21 protein-coding genes are annotated in these 25,456 nt (G+C 64.1%); 15 read left to right on the forward strand and 6 right to left on the reverse strand.

Going from position 1 to position 25,456, the window contains the following annotated elements:
* The first annotated feature begins 81 nt into the window (after positions 1-81).
* The 4 genes from thrS (at position 82) to pdxS (ending at position 4,380) form a co-directional block, all read left to right on the forward strand.
* Positions 82-2,091, forward strand: a complete 2,010-nt coding sequence (gene thrS, locus AB4Y73_RS03060) for a threonine--tRNA ligase (protein WP_441868269.1) — start codon at positions 82-84, stop codon at positions 2,089-2,091.
* Between the two features lie 20 nt (positions 2,092-2,111).
* Positions 2,112-2,699, forward strand: coding sequence for an HIT family protein (locus AB4Y73_RS03065; protein WP_441868272.1), 588 nt, complete (start codon positions 2,112-2,114; stop codon positions 2,697-2,699).
* Positions 2,689-3,318 carry a phosphatidylinositol phosphate synthase gene (gene pgsA / locus AB4Y73_RS03070; protein ID WP_441868275.1) on the forward strand — a complete coding sequence of 210 codons (630 nt, stop codon included), beginning with the start codon at positions 2,689-2,691 and terminating at the stop codon, positions 3,316-3,318. Before AB4Y73_RS03065 ends, pgsA begins: the two co-directional genes overlap by 11 nt.
* A 135-nt stretch (positions 3,319-3,453) precedes the next feature.
* Positions 3,454-4,380, forward strand: coding sequence for a pyridoxal 5'-phosphate synthase lyase subunit PdxS (pdxS, locus tag AB4Y73_RS03075; protein ID WP_441868278.1), 927 nt, complete (start codon positions 3,454-3,456; stop codon positions 4,378-4,380).
* A gap of 149 nt (positions 4,381-4,529) precedes the next feature.
* Here the strand turns inward: pdxS and AB4Y73_RS03080 are convergent, their stop codons facing one another.
* Positions 4,530-6,542 carry a M3 family metallopeptidase gene (locus tag AB4Y73_RS03080; protein WP_441868281.1) on the reverse strand — a complete coding sequence of 671 codons (2,013 nt, stop codon included), beginning with the start codon at positions 6,540-6,542 and terminating at the stop codon, positions 4,530-4,532.
* Positions 6,543-6,963: 421 nt separating this feature from the next.
* Between AB4Y73_RS03080 and AB4Y73_RS03085 the strand changes: the two genes are divergently transcribed.
* Positions 6,964-8,334 (forward strand): ferredoxin reductase family protein, encoded by a 1,371-nt coding sequence (locus AB4Y73_RS03085; protein ID WP_441868284.1) that lies wholly within the window; start codon positions 6,964-6,966, stop codon positions 8,332-8,334.
* Between the two features lie 24 nt (positions 8,335-8,358).
* On the opposite strand, the gene AB4Y73_RS03090 is transcribed toward AB4Y73_RS03085, so the two are convergent.
* On the reverse strand, positions 8,359-9,111 hold the full coding sequence (locus tag AB4Y73_RS03090) for a type 1 glutamine amidotransferase (RefSeq protein WP_441868287.1): 753 nt from the start codon (positions 9,109-9,111) through the stop codon (positions 8,359-8,361).
* Positions 9,108-10,400 carry a MurT ligase domain-containing protein gene (locus tag AB4Y73_RS03095; RefSeq protein WP_441868290.1) on the reverse strand — a complete coding sequence of 431 codons (1,293 nt, stop codon included), beginning with the start codon at positions 10,398-10,400 and terminating at the stop codon, positions 9,108-9,110. The genes AB4Y73_RS03090 and AB4Y73_RS03095 overlap by 4 nt, the downstream gene beginning before the upstream one ends.
* Before the next feature lie 92 nt (positions 10,401-10,492).
* On the opposite strand from AB4Y73_RS03095, the gene pdxT reads away from it, so the two are divergent.
* From pdxT to AB4Y73_RS03140, 9 genes are all read left to right on the forward strand, one after another.
* Positions 10,493-11,203 carry a pyridoxal 5'-phosphate synthase glutaminase subunit PdxT gene (gene pdxT, locus AB4Y73_RS03100; RefSeq protein WP_441868293.1) on the forward strand — a complete coding sequence of 237 codons (711 nt, stop codon included), beginning with the start codon at positions 10,493-10,495 and terminating at the stop codon, positions 11,201-11,203.
* Positions 11,204-11,206: 3 nt separating this feature from the next.
* Positions 11,207-11,962 carry a YebC/PmpR family DNA-binding transcriptional regulator gene (locus AB4Y73_RS03105; protein WP_441868296.1) on the forward strand — a complete coding sequence of 252 codons (756 nt, stop codon included), beginning with the start codon at positions 11,207-11,209 and terminating at the stop codon, positions 11,960-11,962.
* A 35-nt stretch (positions 11,963-11,997) separates the two neighbouring features.
* Entirely contained in the window at positions 11,998-12,576 is a 579-nt protein-coding gene (gene ruvC / locus AB4Y73_RS03110) for a crossover junction endodeoxyribonuclease RuvC (protein WP_441868298.1), read from the forward strand.
* Between the two features lie 90 nt (positions 12,577-12,666).
* Positions 12,667-13,311 (forward strand): Holliday junction branch migration protein RuvA, encoded by a 645-nt coding sequence (gene ruvA, locus AB4Y73_RS03115; protein ID WP_164199541.1) that lies wholly within the window; start codon positions 12,667-12,669, stop codon positions 13,309-13,311.
* On the forward strand, positions 13,304-14,389 hold the full coding sequence (gene ruvB, locus AB4Y73_RS03120) for a Holliday junction branch migration DNA helicase RuvB (RefSeq protein WP_441868301.1): 1,086 nt from the start codon (positions 13,304-13,306) through the stop codon (positions 14,387-14,389). The genes ruvA and ruvB overlap by 8 nt, the downstream gene beginning before the upstream one ends.
* 183 nt (positions 14,390-14,572) lie before the next feature.
* Positions 14,573-14,968, forward strand: a complete 396-nt coding sequence (gene yajC / locus AB4Y73_RS03125) for a preprotein translocase subunit YajC (protein WP_441868304.1) — start codon at positions 14,573-14,575, stop codon at positions 14,966-14,968.
* A gap of 134 nt (positions 14,969-15,102) precedes the next feature.
* On the forward strand, positions 15,103-16,860 hold the full coding sequence (secD, locus tag AB4Y73_RS03130; RefSeq protein ID WP_441868307.1) for a protein translocase subunit SecD: 1,758 nt from the start codon (positions 15,103-15,105) through the stop codon (positions 16,858-16,860).
* Entirely contained in the window at positions 16,860-17,879 is a 1,020-nt protein-coding gene (secF, locus tag AB4Y73_RS03135) for a protein translocase subunit SecF (RefSeq protein ID WP_441868310.1), read from the forward strand. The genes secD and secF overlap by 1 nt, the downstream gene beginning before the upstream one ends.
* 136 nt (positions 17,880-18,015) lie before the next feature.
* A complete protein-coding gene (locus tag AB4Y73_RS03140; RefSeq protein WP_441868313.1) occupies positions 18,016-20,409 on the forward strand; it encodes a RelA/SpoT family protein in 2,394 nt (797 codons plus the stop codon).
* Here AB4Y73_RS03140 and AB4Y73_RS03145 read toward each other — a convergent pair.
* The 3 genes from AB4Y73_RS03145 to AB4Y73_RS03155 all read right to left on the reverse strand — a co-directional run bounded on the left by AB4Y73_RS03145 (position 20,290) and on the right by AB4Y73_RS03155 (position 23,595).
* Positions 20,290-20,976: a hypothetical protein gene (locus tag AB4Y73_RS03145; RefSeq protein WP_441868315.1), complete on the reverse strand. Its 687-nt coding sequence runs from the start codon at positions 20,974-20,976 to the stop codon at positions 20,290-20,292. The genes AB4Y73_RS03140 and AB4Y73_RS03145 overlap by 120 nt on opposite strands.
* Before the next feature lie 99 nt (positions 20,977-21,075).
* Positions 21,076-22,722, reverse strand: coding sequence for a DUF349 domain-containing protein (locus AB4Y73_RS03150; RefSeq protein WP_441868318.1), 1,647 nt, complete (start codon positions 22,720-22,722; stop codon positions 21,076-21,078).
* Positions 22,723-22,788: 66 nt separating this feature from the next.
* Positions 22,789-23,595 carry a peptidylprolyl isomerase gene (locus AB4Y73_RS03155; RefSeq protein WP_441868321.1) on the reverse strand — a complete coding sequence of 269 codons (807 nt, stop codon included), beginning with the start codon at positions 23,593-23,595 and terminating at the stop codon, positions 22,789-22,791.
* A gap of 232 nt (positions 23,596-23,827) precedes the next feature.
* On the opposite strand from AB4Y73_RS03155, the gene hisS reads away from it, so the two are divergent.
* Positions 23,828-25,180 carry a histidine--tRNA ligase gene (hisS, locus tag AB4Y73_RS03160; RefSeq protein ID WP_441868324.1) on the forward strand — a complete coding sequence of 451 codons (1,353 nt, stop codon included), beginning with the start codon at positions 23,828-23,830 and terminating at the stop codon, positions 25,178-25,180.
* Positions 25,181-25,456: the final 276 nt, after the last annotated feature.

Genomic DNA, 25,456 nt, shown 5'->3' on the forward strand with positions numbered 1-25,456 from the left:
ACCGATAGCATTGACGGTGGCTGGCTGTGGTCCCCGTATGCCGCAAGCTATGAAGCCTAAAACTTTGAATAGGAGACACCCGTGTCAGATGCCCAGCAGATCACCCTCATCGTCGATGGCGAAGAGACCAAGGTGACTACCGGGACAACCGGTGCGGAACTCTTCTTTGAGCGCCGCGACGTTGTTGTTGCCCGCGTCAACGGCGAGCTGAAGGACCTGGATCAGGAGCTGACCGACGGTGCCCGGATCGAGGGCGTCACCATCGATTCCCCGGACGGCCTGAACGTGCTCCGCCACTCCACCGCCCACGTGATGGCCCAGGCCGTGCAGCAGCTGCGCCCGGATGCCAAGCTGGGCATCGGCCCCTACATTACTGACGGCTTCTACTTCGACTTTGACGTCGCCGAGCCCTTCACTCCCGAGGACCTCAAAACCCTCGAAAAGATGATGCTGAAGATCGTCAACCAGAACCAGAAGTTCGTCCGCCGCGTGGTCAGTGAGGATGAAGCCCGCGAGGCGATGAAGAACGAGCCCTACAAGCTTGAATTGCTGGGCAAAAAGAACGAAGCCGCCGAAGCAGGCGAGGGCGTCAACGTCGAGGTCGGCGCCGGCGACATCACCATCTACGACAATGTGGAGCGCAAGGAAGGGGCCACCGTCTGGTGCGACCTCTGCCGCGGCCCGCACCTGCCCAACACCAAGCTCATCTCCAATGCGTTTGCCCTGACCCGTTCCTCCTCCGCCTACTGGCTCGGCACCCAGAAGAACCAGCAGCTCCAGCGCATCTACGGCACGGCCTGGCCCACCAAGGACGCGCTGAAGGCCTACCAGGAACGCATTGCCGAAGCTGAACGGCGCGATCACCGCAAGCTCGGCGTCGAACTTGACCTCTTCTCCTTCCCGGATGAGCTGGGCTCCGGCCTGCCGGTGTTCCACCCCAAGGGCGGCATCATCCGCAAGGAGATGGAGGACTACTCCCGGCAGCGCCACGTCGACGCCGGGTATGACTTCGTCTACACCCCTCACATCACCAAGGGACACCTCTACGAAGTCTCGGGACACCTGGACTGGTACAAGGAGGGCATGTTCCCGGCCATGCACGTGGACGCCGAACTCAACGAGGACGGCACTGTGCGCAAGCCCGGCCAGGACTACTACCTCAAGCCGATGAACTGCCCCATGCACAACCTCATCTTCCGCTCACGGGGACGGTCCTACCGCGAACTGCCGCTGCGGCTCTTCGAGTTCGGCGCCGTCTACCGCTACGAAAAGTCTGGTGTAGTGCACGGCCTCACCCGCGTCCGTGGCATGACACAGGATGACGCCCACATCTACTGCACCCGCGAGCAGATGAAGGACGAACTGACCAAGACCCTCACCTTCGTGCTTGACCTGCTGAAGGACTACGGCCTGAACGACTTCTACCTTGAGCTCTCCACCAAGGATCCGGAGAAGTTCGTCGGCGATGACGCGGCGTGGGAAGAGGCCACCAGGACCCTTGCCGAGGTGGCCGAGGAATCCGGGCTCGAACTGGTTGCGGATCCGGGCGGAGCTGCGTTCTATGGCCCGAAGATTTCCGTCCAGGCGAAGGACGCCCTGGGCCGGACCTGGCAGATGTCCACCATCCAGCTGGACTTCAACCTGCCCGAACGGTTCGAGCTGGAATTCCAGGCGGCCGACGGCACCCGTCAGCGTCCCGTGATGATCCACCGCGCGCTGTTCGGTTCCATCGAGCGGTTTATGGGCGTGCTCACCGAGCACTACGCCGGCGCCTTCCCTGCGTGGCTTTCCCCTGTCCAGGTGGTGGGCATCCCGGTGGCCGAGACATTCAACGACTACATGTTCGACGTCGTGGACCAGCTCAAGGCGGCAGGCATCCGCGCCGAGGTGGATACGTCGTCGGACAGGTTCCCGAAGAAGATCCGCACCGCCAGCAAGGACAAAATCCCCTTTGTCCTGATCGCCGGCGGCGACGACGCCGAAGCCGGCGCCGTGTCCTTCAGGTTCCGGGACGGCAGCCAGGACAACGGTGTGCCCGTGGCGGAAGCCGTCAAGCGGATCACGGAAGCCGTCCGTAACCGGACCAGCTAGCGGAAACGGAACAGAACACGGTGCAGGAGAACACAGGCGCAGGATATCCAGGGGATGCCGGCGTGACCGATGACTTTGATCTCGCGGGCGTACCGGACGCATTCCAGCGCCTGTGGACTCCGCACCGGCTGGCCTACATCAAGGGTGGCCAGCACCAGTTCAAGAACGAAAACGACTGCCCCTTCTGTGTGGGCCCGGCCCGGACCGACGAGGAAGCCCTCATCGTCCACAGGGGGAAGACCTGCTACGTGGTCCTCAACCTGTTTCCCTACAACCCCGGCCATCTCCTGGTGTGCCCCTACCGGCATGTTCCGGACTACACGGACCTCACCACAGAGGAGACGGCGGAATTCGCCGAGATCAGCCAGACAGCCATGAGGGTGCTGCGCAAAGTCTCCAACCCGGGCGGATTTAACCTGGGCATGAACCAGGGCGTGGTGGGCGGCGCCGGCATCGCGGCCCACCTGCACCAGCACATCGTTCCGCGGTGGGGTGGTGACGGGAACTTCTTCCCGATCATTGCCCAGACCAAGGCAATCACGCAGACCCTCGACGAGGTCCGCCGCCTCGTTGCCGAGGCGTGGCCCGGGGAGACGAATGCTGAATAGGTATGCGCGCGGCTTCTTCACCGCGCTGTTCACCCCTCTTGCCCGCTGGCTCCTGAAAATCGGTGTTTCGCCTGACGCGGTGACGGTCATCGGCACCGCCGGCGTGGTGGTGGGAGCCCTGGTCTTCTACCCCCTGGGCCAGCTTTGGTGGGGAACCCTGTTCATTACCGCGTTCATCTTCTCGGATGTGCTCGATGGCATTATGGCCCGCATGCGGGATACCGGCGGCCGGTGGGGCAATTTTCTGGACTCCACGCTGGACCGGATCGCAGACGGCGCCCTGTTTGCCGGCGTGGCCATCTGGTTCTTCACCGGGGGAGCGGACTACGCCATCGCGGTCGCGGCCATGGTCTGCCTCGTTTTGGGCATGGTGGTCTCCTATGCGCGGTCCAAAGCCGAGTCCCTTGGCTTCACGGCAAATGTCGGCATAGCCGAGCGCGCCGAGAGACTGGTTTCGGTGCTGGTGGTCACCGGATTCACCGGTTTGGGTCTGCCCCCGGTGGTTCTGCTCGTGACGCTCGGGCTGCTGGCACTTGCCAGCCTCATCACGATTTGCCAGCGGATATCGACCGTCCACCGGCAGGCATTTGCGGAGTCCGCGGCTTCGGAAGAAGCCTGATTAAGCCCCCCGCCTGCCGGGGGACTAGTATTGTCACTGCCCGGTCAATGGATCCGGCAACCCGGTGCGTGTACTTTCGGCTTCGTGCCGCCCTCACGTCCGGCGAAGATCATCTATCTACCCATAGGGGTTTTTGTGTCTACACCTGATGTAAGCAGCGAAGCCGGTTCGTCCGCGAACAGCGTCACGGGCAGCAACCGCGTCAAGCGCGGCATGGCTGAGATGCTCAAGGGCGGCGTCATTATGGACGTCGTTAACGTTGAACAGGCCCGCATCGCCGAAGATGCCGGTGCCGTTGCAGTGATGGCGCTGGAACGCGTTCCGGCCGATATCCGTGCCCAAGGTGGCGTGTCCCGCATGTCCGATCCGGACATGATCGACAAGATCATCGATGCCGTGTCCGTCCCGGTCATGGCCAAGGCCCGGATCGGCCACTTCGTCGAGGCCCAGATCCTGCAGTCCCTCGGCGTCGACTACATCGACGAGTCCGAGGTCCTGACTCCGGCCGACTACATCAACCACATCGACAAGTGGAACTTCAAGGTTCCCTTCGTCTGTGGCGCCACCAACCTCGGTGAAGCCCTGCGGCGCATCAACGAGGGCGCAGCCATGATCCGGTCCAAGGGCGAGGCCGGCACCGGCGACGTCTCCAACGCCACCGGTCACATGCGCAAGATCCGCTCCGAGATCGCCAGGCTCTCCTCCCTGCCCGAGGACGAGCTCTATGTCGCGGCCAAGGAACTGCAGGCCCCGTACGAACTGGTCAAGGAAGTTGCCGCCGCCGGCAAGCTCCCCGTGGTGCTGTTCACGGCGGGCGGCATCGCCACCCCGGCCGACGCCGCCATGATGATGCAGCTCGGCGCCGACGGCGTGTTCGTCGGCTCCGGTATCTTCAAGTCCGGCAACCCCGCCCAGCGGGCCGCTGCCGTGGTCAAGGCCACCACGTTCTTCGATGACCCGGACGTCATCGCCAAGGCCTCCCGCGGCCTGGGCGAGGCCATGGTGGGCATCAACGTGGACGAGATCCCGCAGCCGCACCGCCTTGCTGAGCGCGGCTGGTAACAGCCCCAAAAGCAGTACGACGGCGGGTGGTCACCTTTTCGAAGGTGGCCACCCGCCGTCGTTCGCTAACCCCAACTAGGTAGCAGCACATGTCGTTATGGAGTCTCAGAAGGACATCTACTGCTACCTAGATGGGGGAGGGAGAGTGGCTACTCGAGGCCGCGGCGCTTTAGCAGGGGCTCCAGCCTGGCGTCGCGGCCGCGGAGGGTGCGGAAGGATTCCAGCGGGTCCCGGCTGTTTCCGCGGGACAGCAGTTCGGTGCGGAAGCGGTCGCCGTTGGCGCGCGTCAGGCCGCCGTTTTCCGTGAACCAGTCCACCGTTTCCGCGTCCAGGACCTCGCTCCAAATATAGGAATAGTAGCCGGCCGCATAGCCGTCGCCTGCGAAGATGTGCTGGAAATACCCTGTGCGGTAGCGCGGCGGTATCAGGGCGTGCGCCACCCCCGCCGCGGCCAACGATTTAGCCTCAAAGGCAAGGACGTCGTCCGGGACTCCGGCTTCGTCAAGCACGTGCCACGCCAGATCCAGCAGCGCGGCCCCCAGATACTCGGTGGTGCCGAAGCCCTCGCCCCACAGCCGCGCTTCATTGAGCCGGTCCACGACCTCCTGGGGGAGCGGCTCGCCGGTTGTGTGATGCCGGGCATAATTGGCCAGCACGTCGGGCCAGAGGATCCACATTTCGTTGACCTGCGACGGGTATTCCACGAAGTCCCGGGGGACCGCAGTGCCGGAGAACCGCGGATACGTCACGTCGGAGAACAAGCCGTGGAGGGCGTGTCCGAACTCGTGGAACGCGGTGCGGAGCTCGTCCAGGGTCAGGAGCGTGGGCTCGCCTGCGGGCGGCTTGGAGATGTTAAGGTTGTTGATCACCACGGGTTGGGCGCCTAGCAGGTCCGACTGGTCCACGAGCGAGTTCATCCAGGCACCGCCCCGTTTGGATTCGCGGGTGTAGTAGTCGCCCAGGAACAGTCCGAGTCCCGTTCCGTCCGGGTTCCGAACTTCCCAGACGCGGACGTCCGGGTGGTAACCATCCAGGTCATCGCGTTCATGGAAGGTGATGCCATAGAGGGACGTGGCAGCGAAGAAAACGCCGTCCCGGAGGACGCGGTCCAGCTCAAAATAGGGGCGGAGGGCCTGCTCGTCCACAGCGAACTTTTCCCGGCGCACTTTGGCCGAGTAGAACGCCCAGTCCCAGGCCTCCAGCGGATGCCCGGCGATCTCGGCCAGGGCTGCAGCCTCGGCGTCTGCATTGCGGACGGCCGCGGGGGCCAGCCTGTTCAGCATGGACTGGACGGCCTCAAAATCGGGGGCCGTCTGGCGGTCCACCACGAGTTCGGCATAGTTCGCGAAGCCAAGGAGTGCGGCCTTTTCAGCGCGCAGCCGAGCCATGGAGGTGACCAGTTCCAGGACATCCAGGCTGCCGCCCCCGCTGCCACGGCCGGTGGAGGCCTCGAACAGCCGACGGCGGACGTTACGGTTTTCGAGGGCAGCCATGGCGGGCTGGTTGCTGGGCTGGATCAGTGTCAGCAGGAATTCGCCGTCGTGCCCGGCCGTGCGGGCAGCCTCGGCGGCGCTGGCGATATCGTCTGCCGGCAGGCCCGCCAGCTCTTCTGCGCTGGCCAGCAGCACAGCCGCGGACTTCATGCCCTCCTTGACGCGCTGTCCAAACTCCGTGCCGAGTTTGGACAGTTCGGCATTGATCCCCTTCAGCCTGTCCTGCCCTGGTATATCGAGCTGGATCCCGGACTGGCGGAACTCCTTGAGGTATTCCTCCACGAGCCGGACAGACTCAGGGTCGAGTCCTGAGGTATCGATTGCCGTGAACCGGTCGAACAGCGCACGGTTGAGATAGACCTCGTCCTGGTGGGCGGCGAACCGTGGCGAAAGTTTGGTCTCCAGGTCACGAATCTCCTCCGACGCGTCCGCCGAGACCAGGGTGAAAAAGGAGGCAGCCGCCCGTTGGAGCAGTTGGCCGGTCCGTTCCATGGCCACGGCAGTGTTCTCGAACGTCGCGGCGGCAGGGTTGTCCACGATCGCCTGGATTTCGGTCAGATGTTCGGCAAGGCCGGCGGCCACGGCCTCGGCGTAATCGGACGGTCCGATGTTGGCAAATGGAGGCAGCCCGTAGGGCAGGGCGCTGGGGCTGAGGAGGGGATTCGTCATCACGCTAACCTTTCACACCGTCCCATGCATCTCAATGCGCGGCTTTCCGGTTTTAGGTGGCCGCCGAACCTACAATGGCGCCTATGGGCTACACAAACGGCAGTGCTGCGTGCCGAATCGATGCAGGCCTCGCGGCTTCCACGCTGGCCGTGTTCCTGACCGCCTGCGGCCTCCTTGCGGAACAAAACCCGCCATCCGCCAGGGGCGTGTCAGACGCGGGGTCAAGAGTGCAAAGCCCGACGGCGCCGCCCGCGTCCACTCCCGCTCCCACCCCAGGCGCCGGACCTGCGTGCCCCACGCTCCGCTGCACTTCCCTCCTGGTCGACGCGGCCACCAGACAGCGGACGGCCGCGGTCGTGGAGTCACGGGGATCCGCAGCGGCACGTGCGCACGAACTCTTGATTACGAAGGAACCATAGACATGTCCGGCGGCGAGTTTGCGGGACAGCAGAGGCGCGCGGCGGTCTTCGGCGTGCCCATAAGGCTGCTGGGCCCCCTGGCCATCGGGCTACTTGCTCTCGGATATGGTGCGCTCTGGCTGCTAGCGCGCCCACCCGGGGAACCGTTGCTGCGCCACGTGGGCCAGCTGTTCGGCGGTGAATCTATCCTGTTCATGTCCATTGCGCTGGTGCTGATCAGTACTCTTCCGCACGTCGAGCAAGTCTTTGGCGGCATTGATTACGCCGCCATCTGGCACCGCAGGCTTGCTATTGCCGGGACGGTGCTCCTGCTGCCTCACGTTGAACTGGCGTCCAACCCGGAAGCCACGAGCCTGGGCAAAACGCTGGCGGTTCCAGCAGCCATAGGGCTGTCCGCCATGATCGTCTGGGCCATCCTGCCGCGTTGGCGCACCATGCTGCCCGGGGCTCTTCACGGCCTTGTACTGCGTACCCGCAATTCGTGGCCTGTGCTGCTGGTCGCCCGTGTGCTCGGCGGCTACGAGCGGTGGCGTGGTTTTCACCGTCTCACCGGCTTGTTCGTTGCCGCCGGTTTCCTTCATGGACTGCTGGACGCTACCGCCTTCGAGTCGACGCCCGTGCTGCGTTGGAGCTACGTGGTGATAGGCGGCGTCGGATTGGCGTTTTATGCCTACCGTGAAGTGCTGGCCCGGCACTTCCTCCCGCATCACGACTACCAGGTTCAAGAGGTCAGAACTGTGGCACCCGGTTTGGTCGATGTGCTCCTGTTCCCGCTGGGAAAGCCGCTGGCATTCAGGCCCGGCCAGTTCGCCATGATCTACCTGGAAACGAAGGACGGCTGGCAGCGGCATCCGTTCTCGATTTCGGGCGCCCCTGATGGCGAACACCTCCGCATCACGGTGAAGGCGCTCGGAGATCACACTGCCAAGCTCCCGGACGTGGTCCAGCCCGGTATGCCGGCAGTAGTCAGTGGGCCCTATGGCAGGTTTGACCGCCGGATGGGGACGGACCGTCAGGTGTGGATCGCCGGCGGTGTGGGCATTACGCCGTTCCTGAGCTGGCTTCGGTCCCTCGACGATGAACTCGCGGAAACCGTCGACTTCTTTGTCACCTCAGCGGGCCGGTCGCCCTTCGCCGATGAAATCCAAAAGACCGCGAAGGACCATCCCCGGCTGACCGTGCACCTGATTGACACCAGCACTGACGGCCGGTTGACGCCGGATCAGGTGCTGGGCGCGGTGGACGCCGATCCGCGCGAGCTGTCCGTGTTCATGGGCGGTCCAGACCCGATGCTCCGCCAGTTCCGCAGAGCCCTGCGCGCTTCCGGGGTACGCGCTGCCAATATCCACCGGGAGTATTTTCATTGGCGCTAATGAGCGGAAGGGGGGCTTCCCCCGTCAGCGCGGGCGCCGGACAGCGTGCTCGCGTGCAAGCACGGCGAACCGGTCATCAGGGGCGCCCGGCTCAAATGTCCCAAACTTGCGCTCCGCGGCCGTCCGGATGAGGAAGTCGGCAATTGCAGGGTTCTTCGGCAGCAGCGAACCGTGCAGGTAGCTGGCCACCACGTTCTTGTAGCGGGCGCCCTCGTGGCCGTCGCTGCTGTTGTTCCCGGTTCCCTTCGCCGTGGTTCCCAGTGGCCGAACGCCGGGGCCCAGCGTGGTTTGTCCGCTGTGGTTCTCGTAGCCCAGGACCTCGCCGAACTCGTCCGAGGCCACCTTGACGTTGCCGATCAGGCGTTCGTCCGTGCCGTGGGTTTCCACGTCCAGGATGCCGATCCCCGGAATGACTGTTCCCAGATGGGTTTTGAAGAAACGACCGAACAGCTGATAGAGCCCGCAGATCACCAGCATGGGGGCGCCGTCCTGGGCCATCTCGGTCAGAACGTCGGCCCGTGAGTGCAGGTCGTCCTGGATGATCAGCTGGCCGCTGTCCTGGCCGCCGCCGCCGACGATGAGGTCCACGTCCCCGGGAAACTCGTCGCCGACGTTGTATTCGAGCAGTTCCGGCGTATAGCCGTGCCAGCTGATCCGCCGCTTCAGGACCAGCGCGTTGCCCCAGTCGCCGTAGATGTTCATGTCCCGCGGATACAGCTGCAGGACGCGGATGGTGCCCTTGCTGCCCTGGCCGCTCTCGGTAGGTTCAGCGGTCATGAGACCACCTCCACTTCGGTGATTTTGGACAGCTCGCGGCGGATGGCCAGCATGGCTGTATAGGTGCAGAAAATCCGCTTCGGCTTACCGCTGCCCTCCCGGATGAAGGCGGCCAGGGCGGGGGCAATGTCCGGCTGGACCGCGCCGATGCGGACATTGTCATACTGCAGCCGCAGCGCCATGTCGTACGCCCGGGACCCGGTCAGCTGGTCCACGCCGCCCTCGCGGAGGGAATCGAATTCAACGTCCCACAGCCAGGACATGTCCCTGCCGTCGGCGTAGTTGTCGTTGATGGCGATCATTGTTGCGTAACCGCCTGCCGGGAAGGACTTGAGGCCTAGCCGGAAACCGCTGGGATTCTTGACGAGCACGAGGTCCAGGGGCTGTCCGTCAACGCTGAGGCTTTCGCCGCGGCCGAAGGCCGGTTCAACCTGGGAGAGTGCGGTGAGCAGTGTCGCGTGGTCGGCGGTCGCGGCACCGCCGCCGCAGATGCTGCGGGCCAGTACCAGCGCGGCCGCGGCATTGAAGATGTTGTAGACGCCGCGGAGCTTCATCGCGGTGGTGACGGTGACGCCGTCGTACTCGAAATCCGCGGTGTCCGGTCCTACCTTGCGCAGTACGACGTCGGCGGGCGGCTTCTGCGGCAGCGCCGCGGGGGCGGGGCTGCCGGGCGCTGCACGCATGTCGTCGTCGTTGGGAAAGGTGCTGAGGAGCGAATCGTCCAGGCCGAAATACTGGACGTCCTGCCCGGTGAGGGTGTCCGCGATGCGGGCAACGCGGGGGTCCTCGCGGTTGAGGACCACTGTGCCCGTGGTTTTGGCCGCGATGTGCTGCAGAAGCTGGGCCGTTTTGTCGATCTCGCCGAACCTGTCCAGCTGGTCCCGCAGGACGTTCAGCAGAAGGCTGTAGCGGGGCGGGACGCGGTTGACGAAGTGCACGGCGTGGGCTTCGTCGAGCTCCAGGACGGCGACGTCGGCCTTGAGCCTGCCGCGCCAGTCCACCTCGCCGAGCAGGGCGGCGGCCACGCCACGGGTGAAGTTACTGCCCGTGCGGTTGGTGAAGACCTTCAGGCCCTGGCTTTCGAGAAGTTCCACCACCATCTTGGTGGTGGTGGTTTTGCCGTTGGTTCCGCTCACCACAGCAACCCCGTGGGGGAGCGTGGCGAGTGTCCGCTGCATAAAGCCGGGATCGATTTTTTCGACCACCAGCCCGGGCAGGGCGGACCCGCCACCCCTGAGCCGGGACACCCGGCGGACAAGCTTGCCGAGCGGAACGCTGATGTAAAGCATGCTCTGTAATATATCCCAGCAACGGCATAGAACCCCGCGCCCGGAAGATCCCCACGCCCGGGTGCGCGCTGCCGGCGCACTATGCTAAAAAGATGACAAACCCCCCTTTTGCCGCTGACCCACGCCTGGGCGCAGGCCTGCGGATCGGCGTCTTGGCCCTTCAGGGTGACTTTCGGGAACACCTGCGGGCCGTTGAAGCATCCGGTGCAGCCGGCGTCGGAATCCGCAGGCCCAAGGAACTGGACGGCCTGGACGGGCTGATCATTCCTGGCGGCGAATCCACGGCCATCGACAAGCTGGCCCGCGCCTTTGAACTCGCCGGGCCCTTGAAGGACAGCATCGGCAACGGCCTGCCGGTCTACGGGTCCTGTGCCGGCATGATCCTCCTCGCGAACGATATCGCCGATCCTGCCACTGACCTGGCCGGCAATCCGCAGCAGACCTTCGGTGGCCTCGACATTACAGTGCGCCGCAACGCGTTCGGCCGCCAGCGTGAGTCCTTCGAGACGGACCTGGATTTCAAGGGTCTGGACTTCAGTGCCACGGCGGCCGGCGTGGCCCCGGTACACGCGGTGTTCATCCGCGGACCCTGGGTAGAGCGCGTCGGAGCCGGTGTGGAGGTCCTCGCCCAGGTAGAACCGGCCGACCTTGAACACGCGTCCCACGCGGCGGGCCTGCCCGGGACAGCTAGAATTGTTGCAGTGCGTTCCGGCCACCTGCTGGCCACCTCCTTCCACCCGGAAGTGACTGGGGAGAAACGCGTACATGAACTTTTTATCCGCATGATCAGAGGAGACGCGTAAAGCATGTCAGGACACTCCAAATGGGCGACAACCAAACACAAAAAGGCCATCCTTGATAGCCGCCGTGCAAAATCGTTCGCCAAACTGATCAAGAACATCGAAGTCGCTGCGCGCATGGGGGGACCGGACCTCCAGGGCAACCCGGGCCTGGAACTGGCCGTCACCAAGGCGAAGAAGACCTCGGTTCCCGCGGACAACATTGACCGCGCCATCAAGCGCGGCGCCGGCCTGACCGGCGAAGTGGTGGACTACACCGAGATCATGTACGAATGCCGCGGCCCGCAGGGTTCTGCGCTGCTCATTGAGTGTCTGACGGACAACAAAAACCGTGCGGCCTCCGAGGTCCGCCTGGCGATCTCCCGTAACGGCGGCACTATCGCCGATCCCGGTTCGGTCAGCTACCTCTTCAGCCGTAAGGGCGTTGTCTCGCTGCCCAAGAAGGGACTCACGGAGGACGACGTCCTGATGGCCGTTCTCGACGCAGGCGCCGATGAAGTCAAGGACAACGGCGACACCTTCGAAATCCATTCGGAACCGACGGACCTCCAGGCCGTTCGCGACGCCCTCAAAGAGGCCGGAATCGAGTACGACACCGACGAAGCCGAGTTCGTTCCCTCGATGGTGGTGCCGCTGGATCTGGAAGCCGCCAAGAAGTTCATGAAGCTGGTTGACGCCCTGGAAGAGCTCGACGACGTCCAGAACGTGTACAGCAACGCCGACCTCAGCGACGAAGTCCAGGCCGCCCTGGAATCAGAGTGACCTGCGTCCTTGCTGCTTAAGGCGGTTGGTCAAGGGTGACGCTGCGCGTGTTGGGCGTTGACCCGGGCCTCACCCGCTGTGGCATCGGGGTGGTGGACGTCGAGCGGAACAGGCGTGCCACGATGGTGGCCGTTGGCGTGGTGGGGACTTCCCCCGAGGAAACCCTCGACCAACGGCTGCTCGTGATTGCCTTGGCCATCGACGATTGGCTGGACCGCTACGAACCGCAGGTGCTCGCCGTCGAACGTGTCTTTTCCCAGTTGAACGTCAGCACGGTCATGGGTGTGGCACAGGCCTCCGGTGTGGTGATCACGGCCGCCGCCAGGCGCGGGATCCCGGTGGCGCTGCACACGCCGTCGGAGGTTAAAGCGGCTGTTACGGGCAGCGGGACGTCCAACAAGGACGCCGTGACAAAACTCGTCACGAAGATCCTGCGGCTCGATGCGCCGCCTCGTCCCGCCGACGCCGCGGATGCCCTGGCATTGGCCATTACCCACGCGTGGCGTGCCGGCAGCGGAGCCGCGGTGGCCACCACCGGCCCGGGCAGCCTTTCGCTGACGCCGGCCCAGCGCGCGTGGGCCGATGCTGAGGCGAAAGCGCGGCGCGCACGCTGAATGTCAGCAGGCCTTGCTAGGGTATTCGTAGATATGTTCGGATAGCCGGTCGTTCCATCAAGGGCCCGGCAGTACACCAGGAGCCCGGCTTTGATCAGTTTCCTTCGCGGGACCGTGGCGCACGTTGGCCTTTCCACAGCAGTGATTGACCTCAACGGGGCGGGCATGAGCGTGAACGCAACGCCCCAGACGCTCAGCGGACTCCGCACCGGGGAGGAAGGCAAGCTCTTCACCTCGTTGATTGTCCGCGAGGACTCGCTGACGCTCTTCGGCTTTGCCTCCGATGACGAGCGGGAAGTCTTTGATGTCCTGCTCAGCGTCAGCGGCGTGGGGCCACGGCTTGCCCTGGCAGTACTCGCCGTTCACGAGCCGGAAGCCATCCGCGTTGCCGCCCACACCGGGGACAGCAAGACGTTCACCAAGGTGCCCGGCATCGGCCCCAAGGTGGCAGGCCGGATCGTCCTGGAACTCGCCGGCAAACTGGTGCCCCACGGCACGGCCGGTACCGCCGCTCCGGCCACTGCCGCGGAGGCAGCCTGGAAGCCTCAGGTGGTGGCGGCCATGACCAGCCTGGGCTGGTCAGAAAAGGATGCGACGGCAAGCATTGATAAGGCCCTCGCGGACGATCCGGAAGTCTCGTTCCGCGGCAATGTTGCCGAAATTCTGCGGACCACCCTCCGCTGGCTTGGGCAGGACGGCGCGCGGGCCGGCAACCGCGTAGGCAGCCGTGGCTGAGCCTTCGGTGGTAGCAGCGGGGGAGGAGCCCGAGGAACGCGCCATTGAGGCCGCCCTCCGGCCCAAGAACCTGGATGATTTTGTCGGCCAGCACCGCGTCCGCAAGCAGCTCTCCCTGGTCCTGCAGGCCTCGCGAATGCGCGGCCGCAGCGCTGACCATGTGCTTTTTTCCGGTCCTCCCGGCTTGGGGAAGACCACGCTGGCCATGATTGTGGCGTCCGAAATGAACGCGCCACTGCGGATCAGCAGCGGGCCGGCCATCCAGCACGCCGGAGATCTCGCGGCCATCCTCTCCTCTCTTTCCGAAGGCGAGGTCCTGTTCCTGGATGAAATCCACCGCATGTCCCGCCCGGCCGAGGAAATGCTCTATATGGCCATGGAAGATTTCCGCGTGGACATTGTGGTGGGCAAAGGCGCCGGTGCCACAGCCATCCCGCTGGAACTGCCACCGTTCACCCTGGTTGGCGCCACCACCCGCGCCGGACTCTTGCCCGGTCCGCTGCGAGACAGATTCGGGTTCACCGGCCACCTTGAGTTCTACAGTGTGGCCGAACTGGAACTGGTGCTGAGGCGTTCAGCCGGCCTGCTGGACCTCAAGGTCAACTCCGCGGGCTTCAGCGAAATTGCCGGCCGCTCCCGGGGTACACCCCGTATCGCCAACCGCCTCCTCCGCCGGGTCCGGGACTGGGCACTGGTTCACGGCATTGAGCAGATCGACGCACGTGCGGCCTCTGCCGCGCTGGACATGTACGAAGTGGACAAACGCGGCCTGGACCGGCTGGACCGTGCGGTTCTGGAGGCCCTCATCACCAAATTCGGTGGCGGCCCGGTGGGGCTTTCCACCCTCGCCATTGCCGTGGGGGAAGAAACCGAGACCGTGGAAACGGTGGCGGAGCCGTTTCTTGTCCGTGAGGGTCTGCTTGGCCGCACACCACGGGGCCGCATTGCCATGGCACCGGCCTGGACGCACCTCGGTTACGCGGTGCCGGCAGGTGTGTTCGGGCAGGAGCCTCTGGACCTGTTCGAAATAGACCCGGACAGCAGCGAGGCCGAGGCAGATTGGGCACCGAACAGCTAAGAGGGTTTCCTTTCAGCTTTTCCCTTTAGACTGGTATGAAACCCGGCACGTTCGGGTCTTTGTTCCCGCCGGCGGCTCCGAGGGGCCGTTGCCGGCCAGCACGAAATCTGCATGGCGGAACGAAGCGGACGCAGCCACACACCAGACACGCCAGTAGAGAACGGAAACCTCCCTGTGGATCCCATGAACATCGTCTTGTTTGCAATGCTCGGAATCTTTATCTTCATGATGTTCCGCCGCAACAAGAAGACCAAGGAGCAGCAGGCCACTCTGCAGTCCCAGTTCGAGCCGGGTGTTGAGGTCATGACCAGCTTTGGACTCTTCGGCCGGATTGTCTCCATGGACGACGCCGAGAACAAGGTAGTCCTGGAACTCTCACCCGGAAACCTCGCCACAGTCCATCGCCAGGCAGTCACCAAGATCGTTGAACCTGCCGTTGTAGCTGACGAAGAGAGCACCCTTGTCCCCAACGACGCCTCCTCACTGACCGCCCAGGACCTGAGCAGCCCGGCGGCAACGGCCGAGACCCCCGAGGAGACCCTGAAGCGCCTCAACGATGAGGGCAAAAAGGAAAGCTAGCCACCGGCCGCTGCTCCGCATCAGGCTTCACAACACCTCTACGGCTGCGGACCGCCGCCGGTGAGAGCAACAGGCTCACACCGGCGGTTCCTCCGTAAACAGCGGTTCCTCCGTAAATAAGAGAAAGATCGACAATGGCACGAACTGGCCCTAAGAACTCAGGCCTCAGGGTACTGGTGTGGCTCGGCGTAATCCTCGCCGTGCTGACCGCCGTATTGGCCGGCGGCACCATTGCCGGCAAGGCCAGCTGGGCGCCCAAGCTGGCGTTGGACCTCGAGGGCGGCACCCAGATGATCCTGGCCCCCAAGGTTGAGGGCGGTTCGGGCATCAACGAAGAGCAGCTCAACCAGGCGGTGGCCATCATTCGCCAACGTGTTGACGGCTCCGGTGTTGCCGAAGCCGAGATCAGCACACAGTCCGGGCGGAACGTTGTAGTCAGCCTTCCCGGCACGCCCAGCAAGGAAACCCGCGACCTGATCCAGGCCTCTGCGGACATGAACTTCCGGCCGGTCCTCCTTAATGGCGATGCCGCTGCCGTACCCACGGAGTCGCTCACGCCCGAGGACAAGCTCCCCAAGCCCACGGCGGAACCGGCCAACAGCAGTGACGTCAACTGGATCACCCCGGACATCTACCGTCAGTTCGAAACCCTTGACTGCAACAACCCGCCCACGGACAAACCGGCCGCCTCTGATCCCACCAAACCACTGGTCACCTGCGAACCGGCCACCGCAACCACCCCGGCGATCAAGTACGTCCTGGGCCCCGTTGAGGTCAAAGGCAGCAACATTGTCACCTCCTCCTTCCAGCTGCAGCAGGGCTCCCAGGGTGCAGTCACCAACCAGTGGGCCGTCAATATCCAGTTCGACAGCGAGGGAACCGCCAAGTTCAGGGACGTCACCCAGCGCTTGAACCAGTTCTATGTGGCCGCCGGTGGAGAAACCGGCAACGATCCCAAGGCGCAGTTCGCCATCGTCCTGGATGACAAAGTGATCTCCGCACCGAGGTCACTGGCCGTCATTACCGACGGACGCCCCCAGATCACGGGCAACTTCAACGAAAAGTCAGCCAAGGCGCTGTCCGACCAGTTGCGCTTCGGTGCGCTGCCCATCAGCTTCGAAATCCAGAGCGACCAGCAAATTTCCGCGACCCTCGGCGGCGAGCAGCTCCGTATGGGCCTGCTGGCCGGCGTCATCGGCCTGCTGCTTGTGGTGGTCTACTCGCTGTTCCAGTACCGCGCACTCGGCTTTGTGACCATTTTCTCCCTTGTGGTAGCGGGCGCCCTGACCTACCTGGCCATCGCGATCCTCGGCTGGACGGAAAACTACCGGTTGTCCCTTGCCGGCGTAGCCGGGCTCATCGTGGCCATCGGCCAGACCGCTGACTCATTCATTGTGTACTTTGAACGAATCCGTGATGAGCTCCGCGAAGGCCGCGGCCTGGTTTCGGCCGTGGAGAACGGCTGGAAGCGTGCCAAGCGCACCGTGCTGGCTTCGAAGGCCGTCAACCTGCTCGCCGCGCTGGTGCTCTACTTCGTAGCCGTCGGCAACGTCCGCGGTTTCGCGTTCACCCTTGGCCTGACAGCCATCGCCGACCTCATCGTGGTCTTTATGTTCACCCACCCGACGCTGCAGCTCCTGGCGCGGACCAAGTTCTTCGGGGAAGGCCACCGCTTCTCCGGCCTCGACCCCAAGCGCCTTGGTGCTGTTCCGCTTTACCGCGGTGCGGGCCGCCTTCGTACGCCGGGGGCCAAGCCGGCAGTAGTCCGGGCCAAGAACACCGGCGCCGCTGCCGAAGCTGAACGGCGCATGACCATCGCGGAACGCCGCCTCGCGGAAAAGCAGGAGCAGCTTACCGGCTCCTCCAAGAGCGCAGCCAAGGAGAACAAGTAATGTCCAGCTTTGCCACTTTCGGTAATGAGCTCTACACGGGCAAGCGGTCCTACAACTTCGTGGGGGCCAAGAAGATCTGGTTCCTCATCGCCATAGTGGCGGTGGCGCTGTCCATCGTGATTCCAGCGGTCAAGGGCGGATTCAACCTCGGCATCGAGTTCCGGGGCGGTTCTGAGTTCACTGTTTCCAATGTGAAGGACACTGACCCTGCCCTCGGTGAAAACGTCGTTCAAGACGTTGTGGCCGGCAGCGTGCCGCGCGTTGCGAACGTCGCCGGGACCACCATGCGGATCCAGACCGACAAGCTTACGGACGATGAAACGCTCAAGATCAAGGCAGGCCTCACCACGGCCTATGGCGTCACCGACAATGAAGTGACGTCAACCTTCATCGGGCCCACTTGGGGTGCCGACGTCACCAAACAGGCGCTCATGGGCTTGCTCGTCTTTGTGGCCCTGGCCGCGGTGCTGATGGCGCTGTACTTCCGGACCTGGAAAATGTCGGTGTCAGCCCTGACCGCAATGCTCGTAACAATGTTTATCACCGCGGGGGTGTACGCCCTCAGCGACTTTGAAGTGACACCGTCAGCCATTATCGGGTTCCTGACGGTGCTCAGCTACTCGCTGTATGACACCGTGGTGGTCTTCGACAAGATTCGAGAAAACACCGCTGATGTGAATGCCTCTACGCGCAGGACTTTCGCTGAGGAAGTCAACCTCGCGGTGAACCAGACGCTGGTCCGTTCCATCAACACCATGATGGTGGCCATCCTTCCGGTGGGCGCCATCCTGTTCATTGGAGCCGGCCTCCTCGGGGCAGGCACCCTGCGCGACTTGTCGCTTGCCCTGTTCGTCGGCATCTTGATCGGGACCGCGGCAACCATCTTCGTGGCGGCGCCTATGTACGCGTGGCTGCGCCAAGGCGAACCCGACCTGGTCAAGCAGGCCAGGAAAGTCGAAAACCGCAGGGCCGCAAACGCTTCCCTGACGGAGGAAACGGCGGCCCCCGCCGGGGCCTGACTCCACGCACTATAGTGGGCCGGGCGTCGTGGAATATCCATGGCGCCCGGCCCGTTCGCTTTTAATCGCCGGTTACGGAAGTGAACACCCAGAGGAATAGACTGGGATAATTAACAGGGTCGTGAGGGGTGCTTCATTGGAAGAACGTTCGGCATCGGTGCCAATGGCAAACGGGGATGGGACGCCGGGCCACGGAGTTCAGGCCGCGCTGACCGCTGCCGCACGCCCCGGAACGGCTGTCCCGGTGGACAACTCCGGTGCGCGGCCCACGTTTCCGGGCCGCCGCGAGCGCACACGTTCGCGTTTGGCCCGACTCACCGGCCGCGGTGCCACCACTTATTCACCGATTCTTGAGCCGCTGCTGCGAACGGTCCGGGCTAACAATCCCAAGGAAGATTTCGACCTCATCCAGCGCGCCTTCGACGTTGCTGAGAAGAGCCACCGCGGGCAGAAACGCAAGAGTGGCGATCCCTACATCACGCACCCCGTCGCCGTAGCCACCATCCTTGCCGAACTGGGCCTTAGCGGGACCACTCTCGCCGCTGCCCTGCTTCACGACACCGTCGAGGACACGCCGTACACCCTGACGGACCTCAAGAAGGACTTCGGTCCGGAGGTGGCCATGCTGGTGGATGGTGTTACCAAACTGGACAAGGTCAGTTTCGGCGAGGCCGCGCAGTCGGAAACCGTCCGCAAAATGGTTGTGGCCATGGCCAAAGACATCCGCGTGCTGATGATCAAGCTCGCCGACCGGCTCCACAACGCACGGACCTGGCGGTTTGTCTCCGCCGAATCGTCGGCCCGGAAGGCCCGGGAAACGCTGGAGATCTTTGCGCCCCTGGCCCACCGGCTCGGCATGAACACCATCAAGTGGGAGCTCGAGGACCTGTCCTTCGCTGCCCTCTATCCGAAGGTTTACGAAGAGATCGTCCGGATGGTGGGGGACCGCACACCGGAACGTGAAAAGAGCCTCGGTGTCATTCGGGACCAGATTACCGAGGACCTCCGTGCCGCCAAGATCAAAGCCACCATCACCGGCCGGCCTAAGCATTACTACTCCATCTACCAGAAGATGGTTGTCCGGGACAAGGATTTCGACGACATCAACGACCTCATGGGCGTTCGCGTCCTGGTCGATTCCGTACGGGACTGCTATGCCGCGCTCGGTACCATGCATTCGCGCTGGAACCCCCTGCCAGGGCGATTCAAAGACTACATAGCCATGCCCAAATTCAATATGTACCAGTCGCTGCACACCACGGTGATAGGCCCGGGCGGCAAACCCGTGGAGATCCAGATCCGCACGCACGAAATGCACCGCCGGGCCGAATACGGCGTCGCCGCGCACTGGAAGTACAAAGATCAGCCCAACCGGACAGCCGTTGGCCCGGGAAGCCCCCGCGACGGTGACATGGGCTGGCTGCGGTCCCTGGTCGACTGGCAGCAGGAAACCTCGGATCCCGGGGAGTTCCTGGATTCCCTGCGTTTTGAGATCAATGCGCGTGAGGTTTTTGTCTTCACACCCAAGGGTGAGGTGATGGCGCTGCCCGCCGGGTCAACCCCTGTGGACTTCGCCTACGCCGTCCACACGGAAGTGGGGCACCGCACCATCGGTGCCCGGGTCAACGGCAAACTGGTTCCGCTGAACAGCGAATTGAACCACGGCGACTGGGTGGAGATTTTCACCTCCAAAGCCGAGGGTGCAGGGCCCAGCCAGGATTGGCAGCACTTCGTCAAAAGTGCCCGCGCCCGGAACAAGATCCGGCAATGGTTCAGCAAGGAACGCCGCGAAGAGGCAATCGATCGCGGTAAGGAACTCCTGACCAGGGCCATGCGGAAACAGAACCTGCCACTGCAGCGCCTGATGACACACGAGGCCTTGGCGGCCGTGGCCGCGGACTTCAAGTACTTGGACATCTCGGGCCTGTACGCCGGCGTGGGAGACGGGCACACGTCAGCCCAGTCGGTCATGGAAAGGCTTGTTGAAAGCCTCGGTGGCAGTGAGAGCACCGACGACGACATCACCGAAGTCAGCATCCCCACGCAGGTCACCAAAACCAAGTTCTCCGACTCCGGTGTGGTGGTGCGCGGCGTCGGTGATGTGTGGGTAAAGCTGGCCCGTTGCTGCACCCCCGTGCCGCCGGATCCCATTCTCGGATTCGTCACAAGGGGCTCCGGTGTGTCCGTGCACCGAACTGACTGCACCAATATCTCCGACCTCAAGGACCAGCCGGACAGGATCGTGGATGTTGACTGGGCTCCGACGCAGTCGAGCGTTTTCCTGGTGGAGATCCAGGTGGAGGCGCTCGACCGGAAGTCCCTCCTCTCGGATGTGACGCGGGTACTTTCCGAAAACCACGTCAATATCCTGGCCGCCAGCGTGAACACCTCCAGTGACCGCGTGGCCATCTCACGGTTCGCCTTCGAGATGGGTGACCCCAAGTACCTCAGCCACGTCCTCAGCGCTGTCCGACGCATCGACGGCGTGTTCGATGTCTACCGGACTACCGGTAACAAGCGCCGGAGCTAACAGCGCAAGTTTCTCCAGGGCGGCCCTTTTGTGCGGGACCCTCGGAGTGGCCTCGATGGCCAGGACGAGCAGGCGCAGCCGGACGTCCTTCTCCGGGCGGGCCAGCAGTCCTGCGAGGGCGGGCAACGCCCGGTGGGCGTCCACGTGCAGTGCGATGTCCACGGCCGTCCGGAGCGGGCTCGACACCATGAGCCCGCCCATGCTGACGACGTCAAAGGGGCCAAGCCTGACTTCATGGAGGGTGCAGCCACGGGTGCTGCGGAGACTGGAAATCCGCCGTTTCGCATCCACAAGCAACGCCAGCTTGTCCGGCTCCTCCGCGCAGCCGTAGATCCAGGCCGCCGTCATCCTGCCAGCCACCACACGCTGCCGTACCGGTGCAGGCACTGCATTGGCGGCCGCCCTGGCCCTTAGCTGGGCCGAGACCTGAACGTCAGGCAGCGTATAGCCGTGCTGGTGGAACTGTGAAAGGACCCCGTCAGCCGCCAGGGTCTGGAGTTCCGGCCACGTGAAAGGCCGGCCCGGCGAGTAGAGGTCAGGGTGTTGGGAAGGTGACGGGGTGGCCATCCACCCATCCTGCCGCGTGGCTGATTAAAAGGCACAGGCCCGGTTCCGGTTATGTGGATAACCGGAACCGGGCCTGTGCGGCCTGTGGTTGGCTGGGTCCTAGGCGAGCTCGCTGGCAGAGCGCTGGATCTGGTCAAGCCAGGCCTGCCGTGCCTCGAGGGCTTCCCTTGCGGCCTTGATCTTTCGCTCGTCGCCGGCTTTCTCCGCCTTCTGGAGATCGTCCTGGAGCCCGGCAATGGCTGCCTCCAGCTGCGAGAGTGCGCTGTTGGTGCGGGCTTTGGTCTCGGGGTTGGAGCGCTGCCAGTTTTCCTGTTCGGCCTGGTGGACAGCGTCCTCCACCTTGCGGAGGCCGGCTTCGATCCGTCCCATGTCGGCACGGGGGACCTTGCCCGCTTCTTCCCAACGGTCCCGGATCGACTGGAGCGCCTTCTTGGCGGCGCCCAGGTCCTTGACCGGAAGGATGGCGTTGGCCTCAACCAGGAGTGCTTCCTTCACCGTGAGGTTGGCCGCGTACTCCTGGTCGATCTCCTCGTTGGCTGCCTGCCGGGAGGTAAAGAAGACGTCCTGGGCTGCGCGGAAACGGGCCCACAGGGCGTCGTCGTCTTTACGGCTTGCCCGCGGGGAGGCCTTCCAGTCATCCATGAGCCGGCGGTACTCACCGGCGGCGAAGCCCCAGTCGGTGGACGAGGACAATGCCTCAGCCTCTGCAATGAGCTTTTCCTTGGCCAATTTTGCGGCCGAGTTGGTGCTGTCCAGCTGGGAGAAGTAAGCACGGCGGTGGCGGTCGAACACCGTGCGTGCGGCACGGAAGCGCTTCCAGAGGGCATCTTCGTTGCTGCGTCCGAGCCGGACGCCACTCTTCTGGGCCGCCTTCCAGCTTTCAAAGAGTTCGTTCATCCGTGCGCTGGAGGTTTTCCACTGGATCTGGGTGGGATCCTGGCCTGAGATTTCTTCCGCTTCGGCCACAATTGCCTCGCGGGCGGAGAGTTCGGCGGCCCGCACGGCGTCGTGCTCTGCCTTCTCTGCCTTCTCAAGCTCGGTGATTTGGGCCGACACAGCATCGAGGCGCGCTTCGGCGGACCGGAGGTCGCCCACCATGTTCCGCTCTGCCAGCTGTTCACGCAGGTGGGTAACCGTCTTCTGCATATCAGTGCTTGGAGCCTTGGAGCTGACGCGCTGTTCCAGGAGCACGATTTGCGCCACGATGTCGTCATATTTCCGCGCGAAATACCCCAGTGCCTCGTCGTCGCTGACGTCAGGGTATTGGCCAACCGGGTGCTCTTCGCCATCAATGGTCAGGAACACGTGGCCATCACCTTCGACGCGGCCCCACCGGGCAGCTTCCGCCAATGAGGTGGCGGAAGCAACTGGTGCCGGGGTCACCACGGGTGCGGCTGCTGCCGGCTTGGGCCGGGCGGCAAAGGCTGCAGGCGACGGAGCGGGCCGCGGTGCGGGGGCCTCGGGCTGCGGGGCCTTAGGCGCTGCAGATGCCTCCTTGGCCGCCTCCGGCTCCCCGGCGTCAGCCTGCGGAACCTCGGCCGGAGCGTCCTCGCGAGCCTCAGGTGCATCCTGGCCAGCTTCAGCCTGCGTAGTCTCGGCCTGAGCGGTTTCGGTCTGCGGAACCGTGGCCTCCTCGGCTGCGGCCTCCTCGGTTCCTGCCTGGTCAGCTACTGCCTGCTCAGCCTCGGGGGCTGTTGCCTCGGTCAGGTCTGCTGCTGTTTCGTCGGATTTCTGACTGTCTGTCACCGCTAAAAGTCTTTCGCTTGGAGGAAAATACTCACATACTGCACCGCAGCCGTGAGGCCGGGCTTCCTACTTCAGAGAAACCGAGTCTATCGTGACTGGTTCCACGGGTGCGCCGTCCGTGTCGCTGCTGCCGGGGGTGATTCCCGCCGCCGCGATTCCGGACACCACATCCAGTCCGGACGTCACCTTGCCCACCACCGTATATCCGCCGGCGGTGTCGGCCGGAATCACGGTGTCTTTGTAAACAATAAAGAACTGCGTGCCGTTGCCGTACGCATTGTTGCCCGTCCTCGCTACGGCAATGGTGCCGGCCGGGTACAGATTGTCAGCCGGGACATTTTCGAGCGGACCCCACGTGTACTCAGGCTTTCCGCCGCCCTTGCCGTCGGCAGATCCGCATTGCAGGACACCGAAATTGGCACCCGTGGTGAGCCGGTGGCAGGACTTGCCAGTGAAGTAGCCTTCATCGCTGAGGGATTTGAAGACGGCGGCCGCCTGGGGTGCCTTGGTGCCGTCCAGTTCGACGCCGAGCTTGCCCCGGTTCAGGGCGAGCTCGCCGGTGAACACCTTCCCGGCGGCTGTTTCCGGCGATGGGACGTTGGCCGCGTTGGTGGGCGGGGCCGACGTTGTGGGGGAGGCGGAGGGAGTGGTCAGGCCCGCCTCTAATGCAGCAAACTCGTCTTCAGTGGGATTGCCTGCAAAGGCCGTGAACTGAAGTACGACGGCGAGGACCACGGCGGCGGCGCCCGCACCGGCGGCGATGAGGTTGTCGCGTTTGCGCCGCGATTCCTGGTCCCGCCGCAGCTCGCGCTTCGCCTCCATCTGCTGGACACGGCGTTTGGCTTCGCGGGCACTGCGTGAACTGGCCGCCAAGGGTCCTCCTGTAAGTCGGTCTGCGGCCGGTAATGAGCTCCCGGGCACAGTGGTCTGGCGGCAGCCTTCAGCGTCCACGGCCCCGTATTAGAGATGCGGGCGGATGGCGCATAAACTGACTGCCGCACATAGTTTATGCATGAGTTGCTGGACAGCCGCCGTTCCTGGCCCGTTTCGGGCGGAATGCCGGGCAGAGTCCCAGGCGCCTTTCATCAAGAGGAGAACATCCACCATGGCACGCACCGCCTCCCTGTCCGGATTCCCCGAGTGGCTTCCCGAGGAGCGGCTGGTGGAGCTGCACGTGCTGGACACGCTCCGCAAGGTTTTTGAGCTGCACGGCTTCGGGTCCATCGAGACCCGGGCCGTGGAAACTGTCGGCCAGCTGCTGCGTAAAGGCGAGATCGATAAAGAGGTTTACGGACTGAGCCGGCTGCAGGATGATGAGGCCGACCCGGATTCGGCGAAGGCCGGAAAGTCCGATCCGCACGCCCTCGCTTTGCACTTCGACCTAACGGTGCCGTTTGCCCGCTACGTCGTGGAGAATGCCGGCTATCTGGCCTTCCCGTTCCGGCGCTACCAGATCCAGAAAGTGTGGCGCGGAGAGCGCCCGCAGGAAGGCCGGGCCCGGGAATTCACCCAGGCGGATATTGACGTTGTGGGCGACGGCGAGCTGCCCTTCCGCTACGACGTGGAGATCGCCCTGGTCATTGCGGAGGCCCTGAGCGCCCTGCCCATCCCTGACTTCCGCCTGCGCATCAACAACCGCAAGCTTGCGGAAGGCTTCTACCGCGGGATCGGCCTGGACGATACCGCCGGCGTGCTCCGCAGTATCGACAAGCTGGAAAAGATCGGTCCCGAAAAAGTTGCCGACTTGCTTAAGGCTGAATTGGGGGCATCCGACGAACAGGCGCAGCTGGCCTTGAAGCTGGCGGGAATCCGCACGGAAGACACCACGTTTGTGGCCCAGGTCCGCGCCCTCGGCGTCACCAACGACCTGCTCGAGGAGGGCCTCAACGAACTCGAACAGGTGATCGACGCCGCAGTTCAGCGCGCGCCTGGCAAGGTAGTGGCGGACCTCAGCATTGCCCGCGGCCTCGACTACTACACGGGCACCGTGGTGGAGACCGTGTTGGTGGGCCACGAGCAGCTCGGTTCCGTTTGCTCCGGCGGCCGTTACGACGCCCTGGCGAGCAAGGGCAACCGCAAGTTCCCCGGCGTCGGCCTCTCCATCGGCGTCACCCGGCTTGTGTCGCGCATCCTCAGCCAGGACCTGGCCAAGGCCTCCCGGTCCGTACCCACGGCGGTGCTGGTTGCGCTCACGAGCGATGACAGCTGGGGTGCCGCCCAGGACGTTGCTGCCCAGCTTCGCAGCCGGGGCATCGCCACGGAAGTAGCGGCCAAGGCGGAGAAATTCGGCAAGCAGATCAAGTTCGCGGACCGCCGCGGCATCCCGTTCGTGTGGTTCACTGACGACGACGGCAATCACCAGGTCAAGGACATCCGGTCCGGAGACCAGGTGGTCGCATTTCCGGAGATCTGGACACCGCCGGCAGAGGACCTGAACGTCCAGATCTTCACGACGTAGGGACCCGGATGCGGCCATGGGGTTTTGGCTGATGAAGCTCTACGGTCATAAGGGGCTCAGGATCCTGGACACCTCAAGGACCACCTGGGAGCAGGCTGGCCGGCCATGGTCGGTACAGGCGCCGGAGCCTCGCCGGACTGACTACCGACCCGGGCAAGCGAATCCGTGCCGCGCAGGATGAGGTAGCGGAATCGATTGGGCTGCCGGGGGTCGCCTTGGTGGATGTCTGCATCGAGGCTGAATTCCGGGACCCGGCTGGCGAGATAGTTACCTACT

The sequence above is a fragment of the Pseudarthrobacter sp. TAF60_1 genome (genome assembly GCF_052113505.1).
Lineage (GTDB): Bacteria > Actinomycetota > Actinomycetes > Actinomycetales > Micrococcaceae > Arthrobacter.